This is a genomic window from Aeromonas sp. FDAARGOS 1410 (assembly GCF_019048745.1).
GTDB classification, from domain to species: domain Bacteria; phylum Pseudomonadota; class Gammaproteobacteria; order Enterobacterales; family Aeromonadaceae; genus Aeromonas; species Aeromonas jandaei.
Genome location: NZ_CP077401.1, coordinates 4,130,647 through 4,155,000, shown reverse-complemented (window position 1 = coordinate 4,155,000; position 24,354 = coordinate 4,130,647). Strand labels below are relative to the sequence as shown.

General features: G+C 61.3%; 15 protein-coding genes and 2 rRNA genes (1 of these 17 only partly in view). 14 read left to right on the top strand and 3 right to left on the bottom strand.

What is annotated here, in order from left to right; all coding sequences use genetic code 11:
* The 9 genes from I6L40_RS19260 to I6L40_RS19220 form a co-directional block, all read left to right on the top strand.
* Positions 1 to 2,787: ribosomal RNA gene (locus tag I6L40_RS19260) — 23S ribosomal RNA — on the top strand (it extends 102 nt beyond the left edge of the window).
* 82 nt (positions 2,788 to 2,869) lie between these two features.
* A 5S ribosomal RNA gene (rrf, locus tag I6L40_RS19255) occupies positions 2,870 to 2,984 on the top strand.
* Positions 2,985 to 3,166: 182 nt separating this feature from the next.
* A complete protein-coding gene (locus tag I6L40_RS19250; RefSeq protein WP_071914822.1) occupies positions 3,167 to 3,673 on the top strand; it encodes an NUDIX domain-containing protein in 507 nt (168 codons plus the stop codon).
* Positions 3,674 to 3,805: 132 nt separating this feature from the next.
* Positions 3,806 to 5,968 (top strand): AsmA family protein, encoded by a 2,163-nt coding sequence (locus I6L40_RS19245; RefSeq protein ID WP_216994723.1) that lies wholly within the window; start codon positions 3,806 to 3,808, stop codon positions 5,966 to 5,968.
* A 123-nt stretch (positions 5,969 to 6,091) separates the two neighbouring features.
* A complete protein-coding gene (locus I6L40_RS19240; RefSeq protein ID WP_071914817.1) occupies positions 6,092 to 7,465 on the top strand; it encodes a DUF3404 domain-containing protein in 1,374 nt (457 codons plus the stop codon).
* Positions 7,462 to 8,109: a response regulator transcription factor gene (locus tag I6L40_RS19235; RefSeq protein WP_071914815.1), complete on the top strand. Its 648-nt coding sequence runs from the start codon at positions 7,462 to 7,464 to the stop codon at positions 8,107 to 8,109. The genes I6L40_RS19240 and I6L40_RS19235 overlap by 4 nt, the downstream gene beginning before the upstream one ends.
* Positions 8,110 to 8,171: 62 nt before the next feature.
* On the top strand, positions 8,172 to 8,939 hold the full coding sequence (locus I6L40_RS19230; RefSeq protein WP_239693845.1) for a DUF2861 family protein: 768 nt from the start codon (positions 8,172 to 8,174) through the stop codon (positions 8,937 to 8,939).
* A gap of 258 nt (positions 8,940 to 9,197) precedes the next feature.
* Positions 9,198 to 11,396: a glycoside hydrolase gene (locus I6L40_RS19225; RefSeq protein ID WP_071914810.1), complete on the top strand. Its 2,199-nt coding sequence runs from the start codon at positions 9,198 to 9,200 to the stop codon at positions 11,394 to 11,396.
* A gap of 95 nt (positions 11,397 to 11,491) precedes the next feature.
* Entirely contained in the window at positions 11,492 to 12,040 is a 549-nt protein-coding gene (locus I6L40_RS19220; RefSeq protein ID WP_071914808.1) for a GNAT family N-acetyltransferase, read from the top strand.
* Positions 12,041 to 12,109: 69 nt separating this feature from the next.
* Here I6L40_RS19220 and glnE read toward each other — a convergent pair whose 3' ends face one another.
* From glnE to I6L40_RS19205, 3 genes are all read right to left on the bottom strand, one after another.
* Complete coding sequence (glnE, locus tag I6L40_RS19215; protein WP_216994722.1) at positions 12,110 to 14,983, bottom strand: bifunctional [glutamate--ammonia ligase]-adenylyl-L-tyrosine phosphorylase/[glutamate--ammonia-ligase] adenylyltransferase; 2,874 nt, start codon at positions 14,981 to 14,983, stop codon at positions 12,110 to 12,112.
* 130 nt (positions 14,984 to 15,113) lie between these two features.
* Positions 15,114 to 15,560, bottom strand: a complete 447-nt coding sequence (locus I6L40_RS19210) for a GNAT family N-acetyltransferase (protein ID WP_041210647.1) — start codon at positions 15,558 to 15,560, stop codon at positions 15,114 to 15,116.
* Positions 15,561 to 15,639: 79 nt separating this feature from the next.
* Entirely contained in the window at positions 15,640 to 16,890 is a 1,251-nt protein-coding gene (locus I6L40_RS19205) for a methyl-accepting chemotaxis protein (RefSeq protein WP_201910682.1), read from the bottom strand.
* A gap of 32 nt (positions 16,891 to 16,922) precedes the next feature.
* Between I6L40_RS19205 and I6L40_RS19200 the strand changes: the two genes are divergently transcribed.
* The 5 genes from I6L40_RS19200 to hemE all read left to right on the top strand — a co-directional run bounded on the left by I6L40_RS19200 (position 16,923) and on the right by hemE (position 24,263).
* On the top strand, positions 16,923 to 17,741 hold the full coding sequence (locus I6L40_RS19200) for a potassium channel family protein (RefSeq protein ID WP_043849864.1): 819 nt from the start codon (positions 16,923 to 16,925) through the stop codon (positions 17,739 to 17,741).
* A 152-nt stretch (positions 17,742 to 17,893) separates the two neighbouring features.
* Positions 17,894 to 18,499: a TIGR04211 family SH3 domain-containing protein gene (locus tag I6L40_RS19195; protein ID WP_042029683.1), complete on the top strand. Its 606-nt coding sequence runs from the start codon at positions 17,894 to 17,896 to the stop codon at positions 18,497 to 18,499.
* A 327-nt stretch (positions 18,500 to 18,826) separates the two neighbouring features.
* On the top strand, positions 18,827 to 21,991 hold the full coding sequence (gene putA / locus I6L40_RS19190) for a bifunctional proline dehydrogenase/L-glutamate gamma-semialdehyde dehydrogenase PutA (protein WP_216994721.1): 3,165 nt from the start codon (positions 18,827 to 18,829) through the stop codon (positions 21,989 to 21,991).
* 244 nt (positions 21,992 to 22,235) lie between these two features.
* A complete protein-coding gene (nudC, locus tag I6L40_RS19185) occupies positions 22,236 to 23,015 on the top strand; it encodes an NAD(+) diphosphatase (protein ID WP_216994720.1) in 780 nt (259 codons plus the stop codon).
* 180 nt (positions 23,016 to 23,195) lie between these two features.
* On the top strand, positions 23,196 to 24,263 hold the full coding sequence (gene hemE / locus I6L40_RS19180; protein ID WP_005335440.1) for a uroporphyrinogen decarboxylase: 1,068 nt from the start codon (positions 23,196 to 23,198) through the stop codon (positions 24,261 to 24,263).
* The last annotated feature ends 91 nt before the right edge of the window (positions 24,264 to 24,354 follow it).

The following is a 24,354-nucleotide window of genomic DNA, read 5'->3' as shown; positions in this document are numbered from 1 at the left end:
TACTCACAGATTTCCGAATGGGGAAACCCACCCAAGATAACTTGGGTATCGTTACATGAATACATAGTGTAACGAGGCGAACCGGGAGAACTGAAACATCTAAGTACCCCGAGGAAAAGAAATCAACCGAGATTCCCTCAGTAGCGGCGAGCGAACGGGGATTAGCCCTTAAGCATCTTGGAAGTTAGTGGAACGGTCCTGGAAAGGCCGGCGATACAGGGTGATAGCCCCGTACACGAAAACAACCTTGATGTGAAATCGAGTAGGGCGGGACACGTGACATCCTGTCTGAATATGGGGGGACCATCCTCCAAGGCTAAATACTCCTGACTGACCGATAGTGAACCAGTACCGTGAGGGAAAGGCGAAAAGAACCCCTGTGAGGGGAGTGAAATAGAACCTGAAACCGTGTACGTACAAGCAGTGGGAGCCCTTCGGGGTGACTGCGTACCTTTTGTATAATGGGTCAGCGACTTACATTTTGTAGCGAGGTTAACCGTATAGGGGAGCCGTAGGGAAACCGAGTCTTAACTGGGCGTCTAGTTGCAAGGTGTAGACCCGAAACCGGGTGATCTAGCCATGGGCAGGTTGAAGGTTGAGTAACATCAACTGGAGGACCGAACCCACTAACGTTGCAAAGTTAGGGGATGACCTGTGGCTGGGGGTGAAAGGCCAATCAAACTCGGAGATAGCTGGTTCTCCCCGAAAGCTATTTAGGTAGCGCCTCGGACGAATACTACTGGGGGTAGAGCACTGTTTGGGCTAGGGGGTCATCCCGACTTACCAACCCCATGCAAACTCCGAATACCAGTAAGTACTATCCGGGAGACACACGGCGGGTGCTAACGTCCGTCGTGAAGAGGGAAACAACCCAGACCGCCGGCTAAGGTCCCAAAGTTCTGGTTAAGTGGGAAACGATGTGGGAAGGCTCAGACAGCTAGGATGTTGGCTTAGAAGCAGCCATCATTTAAAGAAAGCGTAATAGCTCACTAGTCGAGTCGGCCTGCGCGGAAGATGTAACGGGGCTCAAACCAGGCACCGAAGCCGCGGATTTGCACTTAGTGCAAGTGGTAGGGGAGCGTTCTGTAAGTCTGCGAAGGTGTATCGAGAGGTATGCTGGAGATATCAGAAGTGCGAATGCTGACGTAAGTAACGATAAAGGGGGTGAAAAGCCTCCTCGCCGGAAGACCAAGGGTTCCTGTCCAACGTTAATCGGGGCAGGGTGAGTCGACCCCTAAGGTGAGGCCGAAAGGCGTAATCGATGGGAAGCAGGTTAATATTCCTGCACGACTTGTAATTGCGATGGGGGGACGGAGAAGGCTAGGTGGGCCAGGCGACGGTTGTCCTGGTGAAAGTGCGTAGGCGGTACCTTTAGGTAAATCCGGAGGTGCAACGCTGAGACACGAGACGAACGCACTACGGTGCGGAAGCCATTGATGCCCTGCTTCCAGGAAAAGCCTCTAAGCTTCAGATTACAAGTCATCGTACCCCAAACCGACACAGGTGGTCGGGTAGAGAATACCAAGGCGCTTGAGAGAACTCGGGTGAAGGAACTAGGCAAAATAGTACCGTAACTTCGGGAGAAGGTACGCTCTTGTTGGTGAAGTCCCTTGCGGATGGAGCTGGCGGGAGTCGCAGTGACCAGATGGCTGGGACTGTTTATCAAAAACACAGCACTCTGCAAACACGAAAGTGGACGTATAGGGTGTGACACCTGCCCGGTGCCGGAAGGTTAATTGATGGGGTTAGCGCAAGCGAAGCTCTTGATCGAAGCCCCGGTAAACGGCGGCCGTAACTATAACGGTCCTAAGGTAGCGAAATTCCTTGTCGGGTAAGTTCCGACCTGCACGAATGGTGTAACCATGGCCATGCTGTCTCCACCCGAGACTCAGTGAAATCGAATTCGCCGTGAAGATGCGGTGTACCCGCGGCTAGACGGAAAGACCCCGTGAACCTTTACTACAGCTTGGCACTGAACATTGAACCTACATGTGTAGGATAGGTGGGAGGCTTTGAAGGCGTGACGCCAGTTGCGCTGGAGCCGTCCTTGAAATACCACCCTTGTATGTTTGATGTTCTAACGCAGGCCCATGAATCTGGGCCGCGGACAGTGCCTGGTGGGTAGTTTGACTGGGGCGGTCTCCTCCCAAAGAGTAACGGAGGAGCACGAAGGTTGGCTAATCCTGGTCGGACATCAGGAGGTTAGTGCAATGGCATAAGCCAGCTTAACTGCGAGACGGACAGGTCGAGCAGGTACGAAAGTAGGTCATAGTGATCCGGTGGTTCTGAATGGAAGGGCCATCGCTCAACGGATAAAAGGTACTCCGGGGATAACAGGCTGATACCGCCCAAGAGTTCATATCGACGGCGGTGTTTGGCACCTCGATGTCGGCTCATCACATCCTGGGGCTGAAGTCGGTCCCAAGGGTATGGCTGTTCGCCATTTAAAGTGGTACGCGAGCTGGGTTCAGAACGTCGTGAGACAGTTCGGTCCCTATCTGCCGTGGGCGTTGGATGATTGAAGGGAGTTGCTCCTAGTACGAGAGGACCGGAGTGAACGAACCTCTGGTGTTCGGGTTGTCACGCCAGTGGCACTGCCCGGTAGCTAAGTTCGGAATCGATAACCGCTGAAAGCATCTAAGCGGGAAGCGAGCCCTGAGATGAGTCATCCCTGACCCCTTGAGGGTCCTAAAGGGCCGTTGGAGACCACAACGTTGATAGGTGGGGTGTGTAAGCGCGGCGACGTGTTGAGCTAACCCATACTAATTACCCGTGAGGCTTAACCATACAACACCCAAGAAGTGTTCTAAGGCTTGTAGCAAATACGAACGAATTACTTACGTCAGCTTTCTCAGATTGAAGATTTTTGCCTGGCGGCAATAGCGCCGTGGAACCACCTGATCCCATGCCGAACTCAGAAGTGAAACGCGGTAGCGCCGATGGTAGTGTGGCATTCGCCATGCGAGAGTAGGACACTGCCAGGCACCCAATTTCAGAACCCCGCTCATCGAGCGGGGTTTTTTATTGCCTGAAAATCAGCAAATCGCCTGATAATTGCTCCGTTTTATTCCTCTCCCTTTGAATTCCTCGTCTTCCCCGTCGGTTTTACTCATAAAAAACGATCGCAACAGCTTAAAATGGCGCTTTATTTCGTCGGAGATAGCCCATGTTTTGTCCAAAATGCGGCGGTCAAACCCTGCAGAGCGTCAGCCCCAAAGAGTTTTGCTGTGGCTGCGGTTTTCATTTTTTCCAGAATGTGGCGACGGCTGTGATGGTGGCGCTTTGCTGGCAGGATGAGGTGCTGGTTGCGGTAAGAGCAGGCAATCCGGGCAAGGGGTTGCTGGATCTGCCAGGCGGATTTGTCGATCCCGGCGAGTCGCTGGAGGGGGCGCTGGTGCGCGAGTTACAGGAGGAGCTGGGACTCGATGTCAGCGCTCAACCTTTTACCTATCTCGGTTCCTTCCCCAATATTTACCCCTACGATGGCATCACCTATCACACCTGTGACACCTTTTTCGCTATCAAGCTGAGTGAAAAACCGGTCATCCAGCCGGCTGACGATGTGGCCGCCTGTCAGTGGTTGAAGATTAGCGATATCCCCTTGTCCCGCTTTGCTTTCGAGTCGACGCGTACCGCGATGGCGCGGTTGCAGCAATCCCCTTTGCAAGCCTGATCCCTGCTGATGACGATGGGGATTGGCAGCGACCATCCCTGTCTCATCCTTGTCCGCTTTTGTCCCGCAGACGCCATTCGTCAGACGGTGAGTGGTATAGTCTGCAGTGGATCCGGATTCAAGGAGCATATCGTGAAGAAGATAGTTCTCATCTTGCTCGGCATCGCCGTGGCGGCCTTGCTGGCCATAGTGACGTTGATAAGCCTTATCGACCCCAATCAATTCAAACCCCAACTGGCTGAACAGGTGCGCAAGAGCATGGGCCGGGAACTGGTGATGGCGGGGGAGATTGACTGGCGTTTCTGGCCGAGTCTCGGCCTCTCGCTGGAAAAGGTCGCCCTACGCAATCCGGCCGGTTTTGCCGAGCCGGATCTGGTTCGTTTCGAACAGGGCGAGGCCTCGGTGGCCCTGTTGCCGCTGCTCTCACATCGTCTGGAGATTGGCAAGGTGATCCTGAGTGGCGCCCATCTCTTTATCCAGACCAAGGCGGATGGCAGCTCCAATCTGAGCGGACTGATCAAAGATGCCACTGCTGATGCAAGCGAACCGGTCGTCCCCGCCCCCCCTGCGCCAACCGCTGATAGCAAGCCCTGGCAGATCAGCTTGCAGGGTGTCGCGCTCTCCCAAGCCAGTGCGCTGGTACAGGATGATCGCAGCGGCACCTCACTGCGACTGGATCGACTCGATCTCGATATGGGGCAGCTGGCCACCGGTCAGTGGGTACCCGTGACGCTGGCCGCCAAGGGGAGTGCCGACAAGCTCGCTTTCGATGTTAAAGGGCAGACCCAGATCAAGCTGGCGCAGGAGGTGATGGCGAGTGAACTGAAAGATCTGAGCCTCAGCGGCAGCCTGAGTGACCCGTCCCTGCGACTCGACAGTTTCTCTATCAAGGGAGACCGACTGGCTCTGGGTGAGTGGAGTAACCTCACGTTGGTGCTGAAAGGAGCCAAGGGTGAGGGGCAGCAAGCTTCACTGGCTGGCTCGTTGGAAGGCACGCTCAAGGGACGGCTCGATAAAGAGATGAAGCTGGCCGAGCTCTCCGATGTGCTGCTGACGGCAGCGCTGGAAGGTGATGCGCTGCCACGCCCACAGATGAAGCTGAAACTGGCCGGGTTTGCCCGTGCCGAGCTCGACAAGCAGTTGATTACCCTGAGCAAGCTGGTGATGAGTGCCGATGAGGCACTGCTGAGTGGTGATGGAACCGTGCAGCTTGGCGCTGTTCCCGCAATCAGCTTCGATCTCAAGGGGGAGAAGCTGGATCTCGACAAATGGCTCGCCAAATCGCCACCTAACACACCTGCGCAGGCGAAAGAGGACAAACCGGCGACCGGTGTTGCCAACACTGCTGCAAATGGCAATAAAGCGGCAACCGGCAAGAGCGAAGCTCTCTCCGCGGTTGAACCGGATCTGGGCGCGCTCAAAGGGGTGGATCTGGATGGTCGGCTGCAACTCGGCAGCCTGCGTCTGAAAGGGCTGGATCTCGGTGCTGTCGATCTTCAGGTGGCTCTGGCCAAAGGGCTGCTGACGCTCAAACAGTTCAGCGCGACCGTGGCAGGTGGTCAGGTAAACGCGAACGGGGTACTCGACGCGCGCCAGCAACCCGCCACCTACAAGGTGCACAAACAGGTGGCCGGGGTGAACATTCGTCCCTTGTTGCAGACTCTGGCCCAGAGTGATCTGCTGGAGGGCAAGGGCGATCTCGATGTGCAGGTGCAGGGGCGTGGTCTCTCCGCGCTGGCACTGCGCAACGGGATGCAGGGCAAGGTCACCTTGAAGCTGAGCGACGGTGCCCTGCACGGCATCAATCTGCCGGAGATGATCCGCGAGGCACGGGCCACCCTCACCGGCAAGGGGGCCGAGCAGGTGAAGGAGGAGCGCAAGACCGACTTCAGCGCCCTGACCGCCAGCTTCCAGATTGCCGATGGCGTCGCCCGCAGCAACGACATCCAGCTCTTTGCCCCGGCCTTGCGGGTCAAGGGGGAGGGGCAGACTGCGCTGGTGCCGGAGAGCCTCGACTTCCTGTTCCTCACCTCCATCGTCGAGAGCAGCAAGGGGCAGGGGGGCAAGGATGTGGACGAGCTGAAGGAGATCACCATTCCGGTGCGGATCGGCGGCCACTGGCAAGCCCCCAGCTATCAGCTCGATGTGAAGGCACTGCTCAGCAACAACAAGCTGCTGGAGGATAAGGCGCGCAAGGAGGCCGAACGGGGCCTCAAGAAGCTGCTGGGTGACAAGGCCGACAACGAGGCCGTCAAAGGGGTGGCCGACCAGCTGCTCAAGGGGCTGTTCAAATAGATGACGGTTCATATGGGCTTTAGCGGTTGACCGGATGTCAGCGCCATTGAAAAATGGCGCTGACATTTTTTATGGCGCAGTGACCTGCTGTGCCTTGATCCGGAGTCATCTCGAGTTGAACCCATGCGCCTGATCCTGCTGCTCTGCTCCCTGATCTGCTACGGCATGGCTTCTCCCGTGCTGGCCGGGCCATTGGCGGATCGCCTGGCGGGCGAGCTGGTCAGGCAGGTTCCCGAACAGGCGCTGCCTCTTGATGAGGTGCAGCGGCTCGACCGGCGCCTGATTGCTCCCGACTCCCTCTATCCCGCCTGGCAGCGTTATCCGCTGCGCCAGTTGCAAGCCATCTATCGCTATCAGCAGGAGTGCGGGACAGAGAAAGACTTGCCCGCCGAGTGGCTGCCACTGCTGCAGGCGCTTTGTGGCCAAGGGGCTACGCCCTCGACCCGCTGGTTTGCCGCTCACCCCATCTATCCGCTGGGGGGAAGCAGCGCTGCCCGCTGGCTGGCTCGTTATCCGACTGCGGGGCTCAACCATCTGCTCCATGTGCGGGAGCGGCGCGACCTGTTGGGGCAGCTCGGCGATGACAACCTAGACGCCCTGCTGCGGGGCGAGCGCTGGCTGCTGCAATCGGGTCAGCTCTGGCTGCTTGCCGATGGGCAGTGGCGTCGCTATGGCGCCGGGCAGTGGCAACCGCTGGCCGAACGGCTTGGCATGACGCTGGATAGCCGGGTCGATGGCCCCTGTCAGGAGCGGATAGGGGGGATCTGCATCAACGAGCGCCCCACGCTGCATTGGCAGTGGTTGGCGCTGGCCAGCACGTTTGGCTTTATCCTGTTGCTGGGGTGGGCCAGCTGGCAGCGCTGGCGCCTGCTGCGGGAGCGGCGTGTCGCATTGCAGATGCTGACCCACGAGCTGCGCACTCCCATCATGGCGCTCTCCGGCATCAGCGAGGAGCTGCGCCACGATTTCGACCGGCTGCCCCCTTCCGCCCAGCAGAGCGTGGGTCAGCTGCTGGGCAGTGTCGCCCGTCTGCATCAGCTGGCGCAGGCTAGTCGCCACTATCTGGCGGCAGAGACTCTCGAAGATGAGCGGGTTGCGGTCAGTCTCACCGAGTGGCTCACCCTGGCTTGCGAGCGGCATAGTGCCACCTTCTGTCTTGAGCGGGAGATGACTCTGGCGCTCCCCTTCTACTGGCTCGATCTCGCCCTCGACAACCTGCTGCGTAACGCCAGCCAGCATGGCCGCGCGCCGGTTCGGATCTGTGCCAGCTGGCAGGCGGGGCGTTTGATCCTTGCGGTCAGCGATGGCGGCGAGCTGCCAAATTACCGGCTCGCCACCCTGCTACGCCGCGGTGCCCGTGCCGATGGTCTGGGGCTGGGGCTTGCCATCGTGCGCCATCTGCTGCGCCGTCTTGGCGGGCGCCTCACCCTTTCCGGCCCGCCCACCACCTTCACCCTGACGCTGCCCTGCCAACTCTGGAGCGACCCCGAATCATGAAAACCATCCTGCTTGTTGAAGACGAGGCGCTGCTGGCGGAGAACCTGCAACGCTATCTGACCCGTGAAGGGTATCGCTGCCTCTGGTGCGACACCCTGGCAGCGGCGGAGCAGCAGTGGCTGGCGGCGGATCTGGTGCTGCTGGATCGCACCATGCCGGAGGGGGATGCCCTCGACTGGCTGCCCCAGTGGCTGGCGTGCAAGGCACTGCCGGTGATCGTGTTGACCGCCCGGGTGGAGGTGAGCGACCGGGTGGCCGGGCTCGATGCAGGGGCGCGCGACTACCTGACCAAGCCCTTCTCCCATGACGAGCTGCTGGCGCGGATCCGGGCCCAGCTGCGCCAGTTGGGGGATGGTACTCAGGCGGTGGGCGGCTTGCAGCTTCATCCCGCCCGGATGCAGGCGAGCTGGCAGGATGCGGAGGTGAGTTTTACCCCCACCGAGTTTGCCCTGCTCACCCTGCTGGTGCGGATGGCGGGGCGGGTGCTGAGCCGGGAGGAGATCCTCAATCGGGTGTGGGGCTATCAGGCGTTCCCCTCCACCCGCACCGTCGATACCCATATTCTGCAACTGCGCCAGAAGCTGCCCGGGCTGGTCATCGAGACGGTGCGCGGCATCGGCTACCGGCTGGAGGTGCCAGCGTGAAGCGTGCAACGCGGGCTGGACTGCTGTTGGCTCTAAGCGTCGGCCTTCTGAATGCAGGCAGTGTGATTGCAACCGATCGCCTCCTGGAAACCGAACGCGCCGACCCGCTGCAACCGGCTACCTTGGCGCTGTTGCAGGGGGATAACCGGCACGCCTGGCAATCTTTGCAGCAGGCGTGGCCTGCGCTTAACAGCGATGCCGAGCGCCGCAACTGGCAGGGGATGCTGGCTGTGCTGAGTGCCCAGCACTGCGGCAAGGATTTCCCGCTCACTCTGCCTGATGGGGTGAGCGAGCTGCGCCTTGAGCTGATCCAGCGCGATGCGCCGCTGCTGCGGGACTATCGGGTGCAGTTGACCGGGGAGGGGGCCATCGCCGCCGCGGAACTTATCGATCCCGCTGGCCGCAATCGGTTGGCAGGTGCCCAGTGGGAGGCGGAAGGGAGCAAGGGGGTCAGGGTCGTGGGGGCCGATCTGCCTACGCCTATGCCAGCCGGACTCTATCAGCTACGGCTGGCGGTGGCTGGCAAGGAGTGGCAGGTAGTGCTGCCGCTGCCTGCGGTGCAGGATCTGGATTGGCTCTCCCGCTCGCCGCAGACGGTGGCCAATCCCCCCGCCAATCCCGCTTCGTGCACTCCGCTCTGGCTCGATCAGGCTGTGCTGGCCCGCCCGCAATATTCCCTGCTCTGGTGGAACCGCCTGCCTCTCTATGGCAAGGTGGGTTGGCCTGCCACCACGCCCGACAGTTGGCGCACCCTCTCGCTGGTGCAGACCAGCCAGCGCGGTCAGCTGGTGTTGCAGCTGAGTCACAGTCAGGCGGGGCCGGTGGAGTGATGCCGGGGGATTGAGTCGTTGCAGGCAGCGATGGATGGGCTGCCTCAGTCACAGATTGTTTCGCTGGTGCAATGACTGTTACTTTTTGCTGATGTTATTTGCAACAATTGGCCAGGGGATGGCGGTGGCTATCAAACAGGAAATGGCAGAGCAGCCTCTCCGTTTTGGCTCTGGGCTTAATCCTGACATTGCCCTGACAATCTGAGCCTGCCGATCTGCTGCAATGGCGGCTCCCGTTTTTATCAGGAATCACCGACCATGACTTCTTTCCCCGTGCTGGCGAGCCGACTCCACCTGCTGCTGTTGATGCCGCTGCTCTCCCTGCCTGCCGAGGCGCTGACTCTGGCCAACGATCAGTGGCGTATCGAGCTGGATCCCGCCACTCTGGCGGCCGAGGCTATCCTACCCTCGGGCCAGCACCTTGCCATCTCTTCCCCCGGTCCGCGCCAACCGGTCACCACGCTGCAGCAGGAGGGGGAGCGTGCCAGCTGGCTGACCCGTGCCGATGGCGAGGTGCGAGCCTCTGCCCGTCTCGAGGGCAACCGTCTGATCCTCACCCTGAACCGTGCAAGTGCTGGCGAGCTGGTGTGGCCGCGGGTGCCGGCAGGGGCACAGGCGTTGATGCTGCCGATCCACGAGGGCTTTCGCATTCCCGCTACTCATCCCGCGTGGCGCAAGGCGCTGGCGCAAGAGTATCAGGGGATCAATACCACCGAAAATCTCACCCTGCCGCTGGTCGGGCTGGATCACGGCGATCAGCAGCTGGCGATCCTCTTTGCCAACCCCTTCAACAACCGGCTCACCTTTGCGCCCAAGCAAGATGGTATTGCCCTGACGGCGACCCATAGCGTCAATCGCCTCAATCTGACCGCCCCCTATGAGGTGGCGGTGTCGCTGCAACCGGGCAACGACTGGCTGGCGGCGGCCAAGGCCTATCGCAGCTGGCTGCAGGAGCGGGGCGAGCTGGTCTCGCTCGAGAGCAAGCTGGCGGCAGTAAAGGATGGCAAGCGGCTGATTGGTGCCTCTCACCTCTATCTCTGGGGCGAGCGACTGCTGGTGCCTCAGGATGTGAAGAGCTGGCCCGCGCTGCGCCGCCTGATCCCCGCCGACTGGCTCAAGGGGGAGAGTAAGAGTGCTCTGCAAGCGCCCGATCTTGAGCGCAACCGCTATCTGCAAAATCTGGTGCTGACCGGAGTTGAGCAGGCGCTGGCGCTGCGCCATCCGGGTCAGCAACCGGCCGATTTCACTGCCCGGCGAGTGCTGGCGACTAAACAACTGGGGGCTGCGCTCAACGAGCCACAGAGCTGGGGTGATGGCAGCTCAGCCAAGATGATCGCTGCTCTCAAGCAGTCTGGACTACCCAAACTCTGGCTGGGTCTGCCCCAGTGGACCGCCGGTTTTGCTGCGCCAGAGGGGATTGAACTTGCCAAACAGGCGGGCTATCTCATCGCCCCTTACGACTCTTACGATACCGCGCTGCCGGAGGGGAATAGCCAACAGAGCTGGCTCACCGCCCAGATGGGGCAGGATATCTACCTGCGCTGCGGCATCATGCAGGAGAACGGTCGGCGCAAGAGCGGCTTTCAAAATAGCGGCGTCTACACCAATCAGGCCTGTGTGCGCCCGGTGATGGAACAGCGCGTACCCTGGTTGCAGCAGGCGAGCCACTACAACAGCTGGTTCCTCGATGTGGCTGCGACCGGCATGGTGTTTGACGACTTCGACCCGGCCAAGCCGACCAGCCAGGCGCAGGATGCGCAAAACCGGATGGCCGGGATGGCGTGGATTGCCAGGAGTCAGGGGGTGCTGGTGGGCTCCGAGGAGGGCGGCGCGGTTGCCAACCGCACCGCGGCCTTTGCCCACGGCCCCCAGACCAGCGGCTTTGGCTGGCAGGATCCCGATATGCGCCGCAACAAGCGCTCTCCCTACTATCTGGGAGCCTGGTATCCCGACTATCAGCCCGCGTTCTTCTTTCGCCAGAGCCATCTAAAACCTGAGTATCAGGGGCTCTACTTCGATCCGGCGCTGCGGTTGCCGCTGTTCCAGAGCGTCTTTCACGACAGCATAGTGACCACCCATCACTGGACGATGGACAGCCTCAAATTCAGGGAGAGCCGTCAGGTGACCGAACTATTGCAGCAGCTCTACAACGTGCCGCCGCTGCTCAACCTCAGTCTGGATAGTGCCAGCGTGCGCATTCCCTATCTCAAGGGGCTCGATGCCTTCTTCCGCCCGCTGCATGAGCGGCTCTACAACCAGTCCCTCACCGGTTTTCGCTGGCTCGATAAAAGAGGCGTGGTGCAGCAGAGCGAGTTTGCCGATGGCACTCGACTGATTGCCAACTTCGGCCCGGCCACCGAGCTGGCAGGGATCAAACTGGCCGCTCAAAGCGTGCTGGCGCTGCTGCCCGATGGCAGCCAGCAGCAGTTTGTCTCGCAACCGGATGGCGCCCGCTAATCTGGCGTTCTGGCTTTTATTTCATCAGAGGATGATGTGGCAGAACTTTTCATGTATAGATGAACGTTCTGTAAAATATATGAGAGGCAGTTCTGATGATTGAGAGTGAAGTGATTAGAGAGGTAAACCATCCGGCGTGGCCGCTGGTCTGGCAGATCTATGGCGAGAGTTTTCCCCGCTACGAGCAGCGCCAGTCACAGCATCAGCCACAGAAGATGCGGGATCCTCGCTATCACTGCCAAATCTTTTATCAGGACGGCCTGTTGCTCGGTTTCATCTTCTGGTGGGCGTGTGACGAGCAGATCTATATCGAACATCTGGCCATCAATCCGGCGCTGCGCGGCCGCAACTACGGCAGCCGCCTGCTGGCCGAATTTTGCGAGCGGGCAGGCAAAACCGTCATTCTCGAGATCGATCCGCCAGAGGACGAGATTGCCATTCGCCGTCTGCGCTTCTATCAGGGGCTGGGCTTTTGTCTCAACGATTATGCCCATCTCCACCCACCCTATCATCCTGACTATCAAGGTCATGCGCTGCGGGTGTTGAGCTATCCGGGGCTTCTTGAGGAAGAGGCCTATCAGCGTTTCAACAGCATGCTGGTGGAGACGGTGATGGATCAGGCTGAGCAGCCGCAAGAATGCTGATTTTCCGATAAGAGAGGGGCCCGCCTGAAGCAATTCAGGCGGGCCCTTTTTCATTGCCGCTGGCGGGAATTACTCCCCCAGCAGGGTTTGCCAGACGGCGAGCACATGGCTGCGCTCACTCTGCAGCTGATCGTCGCTCACCTTGCGGGAGATCTCCGAGAGGTTGAGGCGATGGCCTAGGTTGCGGATCTCCAGATAGGCTTGCTTCAGCCCCTCCGCCTGCTCCAGGGTCAGCACCCCCGCCATCACGCACTCGTCGAAGATGCGCACGTTATCGGACCAGCGGGTGAGGGCATCGGGCTCGCCGCAGGCGTGGGCCAGCACCAGATACTGGGCGATAAACTCGATATCCACCATGCCGCCGGGTGACTGCTTGAGGTCGAACTCGCCGGCGCCGGCCTTGAGCAGGTGATCCCGCATCTTGTGGCGCATCTCGCGCACCTCGCGGGCCAGGGTCGGCAGGTCGCGTTCCCTGGCCAGCACATCGCGGCGGATGCGGCCAAACTCGGCAACGATGGCGTCATCGCCATAGATGGGGCGGGCCCGCACCAGCGCCTGATGCTCCCAGGTCCACGCTTCGTTTTGCTGATACTGCTCGTAGGCCGACAGCGACGAGACCAGCAGGCCGGAGTCGCCGGAGGGGCGCAGCCGCATGTCGATCTCGTAGAGGATGCCGGACGGGGTGCGGGTGCTGAACAGGTGCAGGATCCGCTGGGCGAGGCGCAGGTAGAACTGGCGGCTGTCGATGGGTTTGCGCCCGTCGGTGTAGCTGTTGGGGTCGCCGCCGTGCAGGAACACCAGATCGAGATCCGAGCCGTAACCGAGCTCGATGCCACCCAGCTTGCCGTAGGCCACTACCGCAAAGCCACGCTGACCGCTCAGCGCCACCTCGGGCGGTACCCCGTAGCGCTCGCTCATCTGGGCCCAGGCCTGATTGACCACCTCCTCGGTGATCGCCTCCGCCAGCCAGGTGAGGTGGTCGCTCACCTTCATCAGCGGCAGGGCGCCGGCGATGTCGGCCGCCACGATGCGCAGCAGCTGCACCTGCTTGAACTGACGCAGCGCCTCCATCTGCTGCTCCACGTCCTCTTCGGGGATGCGCAGCAGGAACTGGCGCAGCTGGGGCTTGTACTGATCGAGCGGGGTGGGGTGGTAGAGGTGCTGAGGATCGAGCAGCTCGTCAAGAAGGATGGGGTAGCGGGCCAGCTGTTCGCTCACCAGATGGCTGGCATCGCACAGCCGTACCAGCTGGCGCAGGGCGCCCGGATTTTCCGCCAACAGCTGCAGATAGGCGCTGCGGGTGAAGATGCGGGTCAGCAACTCGCATACCCGCTCGAACAGGCGGGCGGGTTGCTCGCTGGCCACCACCAGCCGCAGCAGCTCCGGCATCAGCCAGTCCAGCGCGATGCGCCCCTGCGGCCCCACCTGACGGCGTTTGTACTCCTCCTTGAAACGCAGCAGAGCGGCGCAGAGCGGGGCGGGCTCGGCCACTCCCTGCGCGCTCAGCAGTTTTTCCAGCTCGGCGGCATCGAGCTCGGTGCGCCAGAGATCGAGCCAGAGCTGCTCGAGATGGGCGGGAGCCTCCTTCTCTTCCCCCACCACGGCGGCGAACTCCTGATGGACGGCGGCCATCTCCTCATCGAGATGAGCCATAAAGGCACCCCAGTCGGCAAAACCGAGAGCGGCGATCAGCCGCTGGCGATCCCGCTCCTCGGTGGGCAGGGTCTGAGTCTGCTGATCGCCGATCTCCTGCAATATGTTCTCGACCCGACGCAGAAAGCGATAAGCCGCCAGCAGGCGATCGCAATGGGCGGATTCGAGGGCGCCACATTGGGCGATGGCGGCCAGCGCTTCGGGCAGGTGGCGCACCCGCAGCGCCGGTTCACGACCGCCGCGAATAAGTTGCAGCGCCTGGGCGATAAACTCCACTTCACGAATGCCGCCAGCCCCCAGCTTGATGTTGCCCTCCAGCCCCTTGCGGCGCACCTCGGCGGCGATCATCGCCTTCATCTGGCGCAGGCCGTCGATGACGCCAAAGTCGATATAGCGGCGAAACACGAAGGGGCGCAGCATCTCGGCCAGTTCCACTGCGTGCTCGCACTGGGGCCCCAGTACCCGCGCCTTGACCATGGCGTAGCGCTCCCAGTTGCGGCCGTGGTGCTGGTAGTAATCTTCCATGGCGGCAAACGAGATGGCGAGCGGCCCCGCATCGCCAAAGGGGCGCAGCCGCATGTCGACCCGGAACACCTGACCATCCTGGGTGGGCTGGTGGAGGGCGTTGATGATGCGCTGACCCAGCTTGATAAAGAACTGCTGGTTGGCGAGCTCGCGCCGCCCGCCAACCGTGTAGCCGTTTTCGGGGAAGGTGAAGATAAGGTCAATATCCGAGGAGAAGTTGAGCTCGCCACCGCCGAGCTTGCCCATGCCGAGGATCAGCAGCGGTTGCGGGTTGCCATTGCCATCCATCGGGGTGCCCAGCTCGCCGCACTGTTTGGCGTAGAGCCAGTCGCGGGCAGAGCAGATGAGGGCATCAGCCAGTTTGGTCAGGTGGATAAAGCTCTCTTCTACAGTCGCGTGGCCCAGCAGCTCGCGCCAGGCGATCACCAGCATGCGGCTGCGGCGGAACTGGCGCAGGATGCGCTTGAGCGCCTCTTCATCGCTTACCTCGGCGAGCAGGGCTGTGAGGTCACTCTGGTAGGCGGGCCAGCGCTCAGAGCGCTCCAGATCTCCGGAGGCGAGCAGCTCGGTCAGCAACTCCGGCTGTTTGAAGAGAGAGTCGGCGACAAAATCGGAGAGGCCGAGCAGGGTCAGCAGGGTCTGGCGCACCGGCTCGGGCTGGTTGCCATAGTCTGGGGCCAGTTCAGTCAGCCGTTGCCACTGGCGCTGGGCCAGCTCCTGCAGCAGGGGGGAGAAGGCGGAGAAAGAGGGAGAGTGCTGGGCCACGGTTGCCGTCCTTGTGATTAACGAAACTGCCGGATAAAAATCTGGCTGCCAATCTAGCACTGTCAGGTCCCCGCGTCACAGTGCAGGGGCGAGAAGCATGATCCGGCGGGAATTATCGGCAGCCAGTCATTCAGGTGCGCTGGTAGATGGCGGGATCGTAGATCTCCATCAGGCTGCCCGGGTTGGCCGGTGGAGCAAAGCCGAAACCGGCGTAGAGGCCGTGGGCATCAGAGGTGGCGAGGGAGAGGCGGCGCAACCCCTGCAACTCGGGATGGTCGACAATGGCGGCCACCAGCGCCTTGCTGTAGCCCCGGCCGCGATACTCAGGCAGCACGAAGACATCGGCCAGATAGCCAAAGGTAGCCTTGTCGGTGATGACCCGGGCGAAGGCAACCTGCTGACCATCGACATAGCCGCCAACGCAGAGGGAGTGGTTGATGGCCCGCACCACAGTGCTGTGGGGAATACCGCGACACCAGTAGGCTTCTTCAGACAAGAAGCGGTGGATAAGCGGCAGATCGAGCCGCCCCTTGTCGTCACTGATCTCGATGGGTGAGTGCGTCGTGCTCTGCTGCATGTTGGCTCCTTGCCGTGGGTCAGAAATGAGAAAGGCCCCTCGCGGGGCCTTCCAGTCTAACCGGATTGGAGCGGGAAAGTCAGGCGAGCTTGAAGGACTGGATCTGGCCATCCAGCTCCTGGCTGTGCTGCTCCACCAGTACCGAGGCCTCCTGCAGTTCGCGCAGCACCACCACGGAGCCTTCTGCGATCTGCTTGACCTGCTCCAGATTGCCGCGCATCTCCTCGGCTACCGAGCTCTGCTGATCGGAAGCGGCGGCGATGTGGCGGTTCATGTCGGCCACGCCCTGTACCCGCTCCACTATGGTGGCGAGCTGATCGCCCGCCTGGGTCACCTGGGCAACCCCCTTGTCGGCCTGTTGCACGCTCTGGGCCATCAGCTCGCCAGCCTGACGGGCATTGCCCTGCAACTGCTCGATCATCTTCTGGATCTCGACAGTGGCGGCCTGGGCGCGGTTGGCCAGCTCGCGCACCTCGGAGGCCACCACGGCAAAGCCGCGACCCGCTTCACCGGCGCGGGCGGCCTCGATGGCGGCGTTGAGCGCCAGCAGGTTGGTCTGCTCCGAGATGCCGCGAATGGTGTCGACTACCGAGCCGATTCGCTCGACCCCGTGCTCCACCTCGTTGACCACGTTGGCGGAGCGCTGGATGTTGCCGGAGAGGGTGTCGATGGTGTTGACGGTCTCGGCGACGCAGCGGCTCCCCTCTTCGGCCAGCTGGCTGGTCTCGGCAGTGGCCCGGGAGGCCTGATCGGCGTGAGAAGCCACTTCGCGAATGGCGCCGACCATCTGGCTCATGGCGCTGGCCAGCTGCTCAATCTGGGCGAACTCTTCGCTGATCGCCTCATTGGCCTCCTCCATGCAGAGGGTCACCTGGGAGGCGATGTCGTTGAGCTCCTTGCAGGCGGCGCGCTGGCTGCCAAAGACCGCTTTCAGATTCTCCTGCGAGTGGGAGACCGCCTTGGCGATGTCACCGAACTCGTCGCGGGAGCGGAGCAGTACCTTGTGGCTGAGGTCCCGCTTGGCGAAACGCTCCAGCAGATCGACCAGATAGTGTACCTGCTTGACCATCAGGCGGGAGCCGGTCATCAGCAGGATCACGAACAGCAGCCCCATGATGGTGGTCTCCATCAGGCCGCTCCAGAGCAGGCGGTCGGCAATGGCGTTGGCTTTCTCCGGATCCAGCCCCTCGGTGAGCAGGGTGGCCTCCAGATTGTTGGCATCAAACCAGAGTTTGGTCAGTAGCAAAATGGTACTGATCACCATCAGCAACACCACTTTCGGCACCAGCCGAATGTTGCTCATCCGCTTCTCCAGCAGGTTCAACTGCATCGTAAAATCTCCTTTGAAAATCGCTTTTTCCTTTGCCCTCAAGGCTATCGGCATTATCTTCTCTTTTATTAATTTGCACTGTGTTTAAAGTTGGAAAATGTATGCGGCATCACTTAACTCACTTGCGGGCGATGGATTTGCTGATGGCATTTCTGTCGATAGTCTCGGTGTTACTGGTAACAGCCCGCTGGTGGGGCCATCAGACACTGACCCCCCAGACCCTGCAGCTCTTCTATGACCTCGACAGCCTGATCTGCTACTTCTTCATCGCCCACTTTGCCTATGGCTGGCTCAGGGCGCCCGATCGCAAAGCATTCTTCAAGGCCAACTGGATCTATCTGCCGGGCAGTCTGCCGATGGTGGAGCAGTTGCGCTGGGCCCGTCTGCTCCAGCTGTGGCGGGTCTATCAGTTGTTCAAGGAGCACCCGGATCTCTGGGCCATGTTCCGCCGCGAGCGCAACGAGACCACCCTCTCCGGCATCCTGTTCCTCTTCTTCCTGCTGCTGGGGGTGGGCTCCGGCGTTATGTACTGGATTGAGTCGGGCCAGCCCGGCAGCCAGATTGAGACTCCCTACGATGCGTTCTGGTGGACGCTGGTGACCCTCTCCACCGTGGGCTATGGCGATCTGGTACCCAAAACCGAGGAGGGGCGCTTTGTCGCCAGCCTGTTGATCCTGTTCGGGGTTGGCCTGTTTGGTGCCATCAGCGGTTTCATGGCCAGCATCTTTTTGCAGCCGGCCAAGGAGAGCGAGACCGAGAAGTGGCGCCACCATTACAACAACCAGCAGGAGCAGCTGCTGCGCGAGTTGCGGGCGTTGCGCGACGAGGTGCGCGAGCTCAAGAAGAAGTAAGGTTGTCGCACGGGAGCGCAAGTTGCGAGCCAGCTCCCAGCTATCGGTTGTGACAGAGCGGGGGAGGTGCTTTTTCTTTGCTTGTCCTTTAACCTGCTGGCGGCTTAACATTCAACCTCTTGTCCAAACCTGAAAAAGAGAATCGATCAACCATGCGCGCCCTTCTCGGGATTCTTATCTGCTTGTGTGCCCAACAGGCACTGGCCGATACCCGTTATGTTTCAGACAACATCTTTACCTTTATCCACAATGGTCCGGGTACCCAGTACCGGATCCTCGGTAGCGTCAAGGCTGGTGAACCGCTGGAGGTGAAGGCGGTGAACGGCGAGGCCGGTTTCACTCAGGTGGTGGACGGTCGCGGCCGTGATGGATGGATCAAAAGCAGCGAACTGCAGAGCCAGATCAGCCTGCGCGAGCAGCTGCCGCAGGTAGAAAAGGAGCGTGACGAGCTCAAGGCCCGCCTGCAAAACCTCAACGGCGACAACGAGAAACGCTTCGCCGAGAAGGATGGCCAGATCGCTGCCCAGAGCAAGGAGATTGCCGCCCTCAAGGCCCAGCTGGCCAGCCAGGGTGAAGAGATGAACAATCTCAAAGAGCAGAACGATGCCCTGACCCAGAGTTACGACAACCAGGAGCACGACATGCAGATGGACTGGTTCATCCGTGGTGGTGCCATGGTAGGTGCCGGTATCCTGCTTGGCATTCTGTTGCCCATGTTGCCCCGCCGTCGCAGCCGTGGCGATCGCTGGATGAACTGATAGCCTCTGGCTGAATGAATTGATGAGAAGGGTCTCCGTGGCGGCCCTTCTTTTTTTGGCGCATTGGGGACATCCGCTATTGGGCGGGATGCGTGGCTGCTTTGCGACAGGGTGGAGGCAGATCGTATACAAAATGAAGTCAGATGACCCTCATGTTTACTGCAGGCTGGCTTCAAACGGGAGTTAATGGGGTGAATTAGCGATTTTTGTTAAAGAGTGGCAACAAATTCATTTCATATAGGGGGGGATATTGTATACATTGTCGGCGTTTCGGCGGCGCGACCGCCTTTGTCGATATCAGCCTTAGGGCGTACAGGAAGACCCCATATGTTCAAAGCTACTCAAGTGCTTGCCGCTGACTATATCCCCTCTGATCTGGCCGCCCTGCGCGAAGCCATCACCCAGAACTACGTGGTGGATGAAAATGCCTATCTGGCCGAACTGTCGGCCATGCTGCCGGGGGATGGCGCCTCGCTGGAGCAGGTGACCCAGCGTGCCCGTACTCTGGTGACCAAGGTGCGCAAGGAGAGCGGCTCCGGTGACGGTATCGACGCCTTCCTGCAGGAGTACAGCCTGGATACCCAGGAGGGGATCATCCTGATGTGTCTGGCCGAGGCGCTGCTGCGCATTCCCGATGCCGAGACCGCCGACGCCCTGATCAAGGACAAGCTCTCCGGCGCCAACTGGTCATCCCATTTCCGCAAGAGTGATTCCACCCTGGTTAACGCCTCCACCTGGGGGCTGATGCTGACCGGCAAGATCATCAAGCTGGACAAGAAGCTCGACGGCAACCCGGCCAACCTGCTGGGGCGCATGGTCAACAAGCTGGGGGAGCCGGTGGTGCGCTCCGCCATGTACGCCGCCATGAAGATCATGGGCAAGCAGTTCGTGCTGGGGCGCGATATGAAAGAGGCGCTCAAGGCGAGCCGCAAATCCCGCGAGCTGGGTTACACCCACACCTACGACATGCTGGGTGAGTCGGCGCTGACCATGCAGGATGCCGACAAGTATCTGACCGATTATCGCAACGCCATCGAGGCGGTGGGCAACGAGCGCATCAGCGACGGCGGCCCGGCTCCCTCTATCTCCATCAAACTGTCGGCGCTCCATCCGCGCTATGACGTAGCCAACCGCGAGCGGGTGCTCGGCGAGATGTGCGAGCGGCTGGTGGGGCTGGTGCGTCTGGCCCGCGACAAGGATGTGGCCATCAGCATCGATGCCGAAGAGATGGACCGCCTCGAGCTCTCTCTCGATCTGTTCGAGCAGCTCTACCGCTCCGACGCCAACCGTGGCTGGGGCAAGCTCGGCATGGTGGTGCAGGCCTACTCCAAGCGTGCGCTGCCGGTACTCTGCTGGCTGACCGCGCTGGCCCGCGAGCAGGGTGACCTCATTCCGGTGCGACTGGTAAAAGGCGCCTACTGGGACAGCGAACTGAAATATGCCCAGCAGGCGGGCCTGCCCGGCTACCCGCTCTTTACCCGCAAGGCGGGTACCGACATCTCCTACCTCGCCTGCGCCCGCTACCTGCTGAGCGAGCCGACTCGCGGCTTTATCGCTCCCCAGTTCGCCACCCACAACGCCAATACCGTGGTCAGCATTCTGGAGATGGCCGGTGATCGCCAGTTCGAATTCCAGCGCCTGCACGGCATGGGCGAGGAGCTGCACAACGCCGTGCTGAGCGACAATCCCGGTCTGCACTGCCGCATCTACGCGCCGGTCGGCGCCCACAAGGACTTGCTGCCCTATCTGGTGCGCCGCCTGCTGGAGAACGGGGCCAACACCTCCTTCGTTCACAAGCTGGTGGATCCCAACACCCCGGTGGATTCGCTGGCCGAGCACCCGTTGCGCACCCTCAAGCGCTACTCCGGCTTTGCCAACGACCGCATTCCGCAGCCGGTGAACCTGTTCAGCGACCGCAAGAACTCCAGCGGCGTCAACATGAACATCCTCTCCATCCAGCGCCCCTTCTTCGCCCGCTTGAAAGAGCTGGAGAGCAAGCAGTGGCTGGCGGGCCCCATCGTCGATGGCGAGACCCTCAAGCGCAGCGAGGCACGCACCGTGCTGAGCCCGCAGGATGTGAGCCTCACCGTCGGCAAGATCCACTGGGCCGACGAGCAGGCGGTGGAACAGGCGCTGGCATCTGCCCACGCAGCCTTCCCGCGCTGGCGTGAAACCCCGGTGAGCGAGCGTGCTGCCGCGCTGGAGAAGCTGGCGGATCTGCTGGAAGCGAACCGCGAGCAATTCGTCTCCCTCTGTACCCGCGAGGCGGGCAAGCTGCTGCAAGATGGCATCGACGAGGTGCGTGAGGCGGTGGATTTCTGCCGCTACTACGCGGTGCAGGCCCGCAGCCTGATGGGGCAGGCGACCCTGCTGCCCGGTTACACCGGCGAGCAGAACGAGCTGTTCCTGCAGGGGCGCGGCGTCTTTGTCTGCATCAGTCCGTGGAACTTCCCGCTGGCGATCTTCCTCGGCCAAATAGCAGCTGCGCTGGCCACCGGCAACACCGTCATCGCTAAACCGGCGGAGCAGACCGGTCTTATCGCCCATCTGGCGGTGACGCTGGCCCATCAGGCCGGTATTCCGGGCGACGTGCTGCAGCTGCTGCCCGGTGATGGTGCCACCGTCGGTGCCAAGTTAACGGCGGATCCGCGCATCGGCGGCGTCTGCTTCACCGGCTCCACCGAGACCGCCAAGCTGATCAACATCACCCTGGCCCAGCGCGATGGCGCAATTTTGCCGCTTATCGCCGAGACTGGTGGCCAAAACGCCATGATCGTCGACTCCACCGCCCTGCCGGAGCAGGTGGTGCGCGACGTGGTGAGCGCCGCCTTCCAGAGCGCCGGTCAGCGCTGCTCGGCCCTGCGGGTGCTCTACCTGCAGGAGGAGATCGCCGAGCGGGTGCTGGAGATCCTCACCGGCGCCATGCAGGAGCTGAAAGTGGGCAACCCGGCTGAGCACAACACCGACGTCGGCCCGGTGATCGATGCCGATGCCAAGGCCGGTCTCGATGCTCACCTCGCCTACATGGTGCCGCGCGCTCGCCTGATTGCGCAGGCGCCGATGCCGGCCGCGACCATGGAAGGGCACTTTGTCCAGCCGACCGCGCTGGAGATCGGCTCCATCCGCGAGCTGGCCAAGGAGCAGTTCGGCCCCATCCTGCACGTGGTGCGATACGCCACTCGGGATCTGGACAAGGTGATCAGCGATATCAACGGCACCGGCTACGGTCTGACGCTCGGGATCCACAGCCGCAACGAATCCCACGCCGAGGAGCTGGCGAGCCGCATCAACGTCGGCAACGTCTACATCAACCGCAACCAGATCGGCGCCATGGTCGGGGTGCAGCCGTTCGGCGGGCAGGGGCTCTCCGGCACCGGTCCCAAGGCGGGTGGCCCTCACTACCTGAGCCGTTTCGTTACCGAGAAGACCCGCACCATCAACACCACGGCGGTGGGTGGCAACGCCTCCCTGCTGGCGATGGGCGATGCCTGATCGGCGCAGCGAGAGAGCGATTGACAGCAGGCCGCCTTCGGGCGGCCTCTTTGTTGGTGTGCTCCTCTTGCTCGCCGGTTTTGGCCTCGGCGGGACGAAGATCGGAGGCGATTTTGTTGTGGCGGCGGGTCGTCAGTGGCGCTTGCCAGTCGTAAGATGGGGCCCATTCGCGCTATTTTGCCCCTGCTGCAGCCTGCTGTGACCGTGGCGTTGTTTAATCTGACTTAACGAGAGTGTTTATCCGATGTCATTAACTGAACAAGCCCGCTGGTTTGTCGTGGCGGGTGACCATCAAATCCTGCTCGATGAGGCGGGTCAGGTGCCGAGTGGCGAGAAGGCGTGCCTGCCCGCAGCGCTGGTCGGTGCCCGTTTCGAGCGTTTTGATGAGTGGCAGGGGCTGCCCTGCTATCTGCTGGATCTGGGGGCTGAGGCCGACACGACTATGATGGCCCCCCTGCGCCAGTTGATGGTGGCGGGGGATGAAGAGGGCTTTCGTCTCGCGGGCCGCGCCTGGCAGCTCGTTACTTTCCGCCGCACTCACCGTTTCTGCGGCGAGTGCGGCGCCCCCATGACCCCGAAGATGGGGGAGTGGGCGCAGGTCTGCCAGCAGGGGCACAGCGTCTATCCGCGCATCTCCCCCTGCATTATCGTGGCGGTGCGCAAGGGGCCGGAGATCCTGCTGGCGGCCCATCGCCGTCACTATCAGGCGGACGATCCCATGTATACCGTGCTGGCCGGCTTCGTGGAGGCGGGGGAGAATCTCGAGCAGTGCGTGGCACGGGAGGTGTTCGAGGAGAGCGGCGTCCGGGTGCGCAATGTGCGCTATGTGGCGAGCCAGCCCTGGCCCTTCCCCCACAGCCTGATGATGGGCTTTACCGCCGACTACGAGAGCGGCGAGATCAAGGTGCAGGATGACGAACTGGTGGCCGCCGCTTTCTTTGTCGCCGACCGGCTGCCGCGTTTGCCGCCTCACGGCACCATCGCCCGGCGGCTGATCGAGTTGTCACTGGCTGGCGAGGGGTAACGACGCTTATCTTTTCGCCAACTTTTTTGCACTTCTTTTTAAAAACGGGGCGCTCTGGTTTGCGCCCCTTCACATCTTTGCAACCGATCACCCATTTGCCACGTTTTGGGCAGTCCGCTTGACTGGGCAAAGTGGTATTATGGCCGCCATTTTATGCGTGATATGAATTCAGGAACTGGGATGAAAGAGCTGAAGAACGATCGATACCTGCGCGCTTTGCTGCGTCAGGATGTAGACATGACGCCGGTATGGATGATGCGCCAGGCAGGGCGCTATCTGCCGGAATACAAGGCGACTCGCGCCCAGGCGGGGGATTTCATGTCCCTGTGCCGCAATGCCGAGCTGGCCTGTGAAGTCACCCTGCAGCCGCTGCGTCGCTACCCGCTCGATGCCGCCATCCTCTTCTCCGACATCCTGACCGTGCCCGATGCCATGGGGCTGGGTCTCTACTTCGAGCAGGGTGAAGGCCCGCGCTTCGAGCGCCCGATCACCTCCATGGCCGACGTGCAGGCGCTGCCGATCCCGGATCCGGAAGATGAGCTGGGCTACGTGATGAACGCGGTGCGCACCATCCGCCGCGAGCTGAAGGGCGAAGTGCCGCTGATCGGTTTCTCCGGCAGCCCATGGACCCTGGCCACCTACATGGTGGAGGGGGGCAGCTCCAAGGCGTTCACCAAGATCAAGCAGATGATGTACGCAGAGCCGCAAACCCTGCACCTGCTGCTCGACAAGCTGGCCGACAGCGTTATTGCCTACCTCAACGCCCAGATCAAGGCGGGTGCGCAGGCGGTCATGGTGTTCGACACCTGGGGCGGCGTGCTCACACCGCGCGATTACCGCGACTTCTCCCTGCAGTACATGCACAAGATTGTCGATGGCCTGATCCGCGAGCACGACGGTCGCCGCGTGCCGGTCACCCTGTTTACCAAGAACGGTGGTCAGTGGTTGGAGCAGATTGCCGCCACCGGTTGCGATGCGCTGGGTCTGGACTGGACCACCGACATCGCCGACGCCAAGCGTCGGGTCGGCGACAAGGTGGCGCTGCAGGGCAACATGGATCCCTCCATGCTCTACGCCACCCCGGCTCGCATCCGTGAAGAGGTCGCCTCCATTCTGGCCGGTTTCGGTCACGGCAATGGCCACGTCTTCAACCTCGGCCACGGCATCCATCAGGATGTGAACCCGGAACACGCTGGCGTGTTCGTCAACGCGGTACACGAGCTCTCTGCCCAGTACCACGGTCGCTAAGGCCGGGGCGAGCGAAGAAGAGTTTGTTTGATATCCGGGGCCGTCAGGCCCCGTTTTACATTAAAAAATGGCGCTGCGACGACGAGAGCGT

What these genes read in the sequence shown, in the direction of transcription:
- nudC (WP_216994720.1), top strand. Translation starts at nt 22,236, where the DNA reads ATGTCATTAACTGAACAAGCCCGCTGGTTTGTCGTGGCGGGTGACCAT.
- I6L40_RS19220 (WP_071914808.1), top strand. Translation starts at nt 11,492, where the DNA reads ATGATTGAGAGTGAAGTGATTAGAGAGGTAAACCATCCGGCGTGGCCG.
- hemE (WP_005335440.1), top strand. Translation starts at nt 23,196, where the DNA reads ATGAAAGAGCTGAAGAACGATCGATACCTGCGCGCTTTGCTGCGTCAG.
- I6L40_RS19235 (WP_071914815.1), top strand. Translation starts at nt 7,462, where the DNA reads ATGAAAACCATCCTGCTTGTTGAAGACGAGGCGCTGCTGGCGGAGAAC.
- I6L40_RS19240 (WP_071914817.1), top strand. Translation starts at nt 6,092, where the DNA reads ATGCGCCTGATCCTGCTGCTCTGCTCCCTGATCTGCTACGGCATGGCT.
- I6L40_RS19210 (WP_041210647.1), bottom strand. Translation starts at nt 15,560, where the DNA reads ATGCAGCAGAGCACGACGCACTCACCCATCGAGATCAGTGACGACAAG.
- I6L40_RS19205 (WP_201910682.1), bottom strand. Translation starts at nt 16,890, where the DNA reads ATGCAGTTGAACCTGCTGGAGAAGCGGATGAGCAACATTCGGCTGGTG.
- I6L40_RS19225 (WP_071914810.1), top strand. Translation starts at nt 9,198, where the DNA reads ATGACTTCTTTCCCCGTGCTGGCGAGCCGACTCCACCTGCTGCTGTTG.
- I6L40_RS19195 (WP_042029683.1), top strand. Translation starts at nt 17,894, where the DNA reads ATGCGCGCCCTTCTCGGGATTCTTATCTGCTTGTGTGCCCAACAGGCA.
- putA (WP_216994721.1), top strand. Translation starts at nt 18,827, where the DNA reads ATGTTCAAAGCTACTCAAGTGCTTGCCGCTGACTATATCCCCTCTGAT.
- I6L40_RS19250 (WP_071914822.1), top strand. Translation starts at nt 3,167, where the DNA reads ATGTTTTGTCCAAAATGCGGCGGTCAAACCCTGCAGAGCGTCAGCCCC.